Source organism: Erwinia sp. MYb416, from assembly GCF_037479575.1.
Lineage (GTDB): Bacteria > Pseudomonadota > Gammaproteobacteria > Enterobacterales > Enterobacteriaceae > Erwinia > Erwinia rhapontici.
The window spans coordinates 1-1,787 of record NZ_JBBGYT010000190.1 but is presented as its reverse complement, the minus strand read 5'-3'; the positions used below and the strand labels follow the sequence as shown (position 1 = coordinate 1,787).

Annotated in this window: 2 protein-coding genes; both read left to right on the top strand. The window is 53.3% G+C overall.

The window, feature by feature from the left end; genetic code table 11:
- On the top strand, nt 1-514 hold a 514-nt coding region (locus WH277_RS01800; RefSeq protein WP_339504047.1), incomplete at its 5' end, for a c-type cytochrome.
- Between the two features lie 329 nt (nt 515-843).
- Nucleotides 844-1,787: TonB-dependent receptor plug domain-containing protein (locus WH277_RS01795; RefSeq protein ID WP_339504045.1), on the top strand; the 944-nt coding region annotated here is incomplete at its 3' end.

Here is a 1,787-nt window from a genome sequence, read left to right as displayed (position 1 = left end):
CCATGTGGCGGTGGCATCCGGGCCAATGGCCGAAGCGGTCACCAACTCCACCCAGCATCTCAGCGACGACGACCTGAAAGCCATCGCGGTTTACATCAAGTCACAGCCGGGCTCTGATCGCCAGAAACCCGCGCCGCTCTCCGCTGACAGTGAACAGATGCGTATGGGAGCGAATGTCTATTCTGCCAACTGTACTGCCTGCCACAACAGCGACGGCAAAGGTATTCCTCATCTGGCGGCCAGCCTGGCGGATAATCCGGCACTGATGGCACCGGATGCTTCTTCGCTGATCACTACCGTATTGCAGGGAGGACGGGGCGCGGTGACACACGGTAACCCGACCAGTGGGGCGATGCCGCCGTTTGCCTGGAAACTGTCAGACAAACAGGTAGCCGCCACAATGACCTATATTCGCAACAGCTGGGGCAATGCGGCTCCCGCCGTAACGGAGCAGGACGTGGCAGAGAAACGCGCGTTGCTGAAACAGCCGGAACAATTCCCGGCGAATCCGTAAACAGCAGTCTCAACAGGGGACAATCGGAAAAAGGATTGCCCCCTGATTGAAGAGAGAAAATGCCCCATTCCCACACTGACTTCTCGTCCCCAATTTAGTTCCCTTCACGATGAATAAATATTTACATCCCATACTCAAATAATTATAGTTCTCATTTGCTTTACCATTACAGGCACTAATCTGCCTGATTGCCGTATCAGTGGACCTCGCCGCTACTTCATGGATAAGTCAGAGTACTCATACCGCCTAAGGATAACCGGTAGATATTTTCGTGCCCGGTGCAGGTATTGACTCAACATCAGCAACTTATTCCAGGAATGACCGTGCCAATGTCTCGCTCTGAATCCCGTAAGCAGCCTCACTCAGCGCCATTATCTGCATCTCGTATTTTCACCCCATCTGTTGCCGCACTGTTGGTAATGTCGGCATTGCAACCGGCCTTTGCCGCCGACAGCGCCAAAACCGATACGCTGACCGTTGAAGCGAATGTTGATGCAACTACACAGCAGGCCGTCACCGACTACAGCGTTCCGGTGACGTCTGCGGGCACTAAGATGCCGCTGACACTGCGTGATATCCCGCAGTCTGTTTCTATCGTCAGTAAGCAGCGTATGCAGGATCAGGGGTTACAAACCGTTGGCGAGGTACTGAACAATACCGTCGGCGTTTCCGCCTCCAATATTGACTCAGATCGTTCAAATTATTATTCACGCGGCTTCATGATTAATAACTACCTGACTGACGGCATCCCGACCGTTGTCGACAATCAATGGGACCTGGGTGATACCGCCGCTGATACCGCTATCTATGATCGCATCGAAGTCATTCGTGGTGCTAACAGCCTGAGCACTGGCTCCGGCAACCCGTCTGCTTCAGTGAATATGGTGCGCAAACACGCCGACAGTAACGTGCTGACCGGTAACTTCTCTGCAGAAACCGGCAGCTGGGACAAACAGCGCTATACCGGTGATATCAGCACGCCGCTGAATGAATCGGGCACCGTTCGTGGCCGCGCTATCGGCGGTTATCAGGATAACGACAAATGGATCGATCGCTATAACGCGCGCAAAAAATTCCTCACCTTGGTGATGGATGCGGACCTGACTGATTCCACCACGCTCTCCTTCGGCTGGGATTATCAGCAGAGCCATACCAATGATCCAAGCTGGGGCGGTCTGCCAACCTTCAATAGTGATGGTAGCCGCACCGATTTTGATCGTAGCTTTAACACCGCATCCGACTGGACTTACAGCGATAAAGAGTCCAATAAAGT